Source organism: Corynebacterium sp. UMB8791, from assembly GCF_054166365.1.
Map to the genome: position 1 here is coordinate 1 of NZ_JBSZCG010000166.1, position 624 is coordinate 624.

General features: G+C 54.0%; 1 protein-coding gene. It reads left to right on the forward strand.

From position 1 onward, the window contains the following. A partial coding sequence (locus ACXIUA_RS11255; protein WP_457976885.1) for a transposase occupies nt 1–489 on the forward strand: 489 nt, incomplete at its 5' end. Nucleotides 490–624 lie beyond the last annotated feature (135 nt).

Below are 624 nucleotides of genomic sequence, written 5' to 3' on the forward strand. Positions count from 1 at the left end.
ATGTTTGAAGAAATCTTTGCCGCACACCCTGATGTCGACACGGTGCACTCCGATAACGGGGCAGCGATGACCAGTCGCAGCCTTGGCAGACTTTTTGATGCCCACCAGGTCAAACGCTCCTTCAGCAGGCCGTCGATTAGTAACGATAATCCGCATATGGAGTCGTTGTTTCACACCATGAAAGGTATGGCCTACTACCCGAGGGCTTTTGCCAGCATTAAACATGCAGCGGCCTGGGTTGATGAGTTTACAACGTTGTATAACCACCGGCCCCACAGTGGGATTAATGGGTACACACCGCAAAGCGTGCTAGACGGCACGTGGCAAAAGCTGGAGGCTAACCGGCGAAGTGCCGTCGAGCAAGCCCTTGCTGATGGGGTAATTACCGCGCGACCGAAAACACCGATTGGGTTGCCTGAGAAAGTCACGATTATCCGCACGACAAGTAAAACGGCGCCGACGCCGCGTGCATTGATGATGCATTGTTAACCATGAATCTGGCCCACAACCACTTGACACAGAGCGAACCAGTACTACGCCTGCCATACCGCAATCGATCTGTATTCCCGTGCTGTTGTCGGCGCAGTTGTTGCCCACCACGAAGATTCCCGCGTGGCACGACAT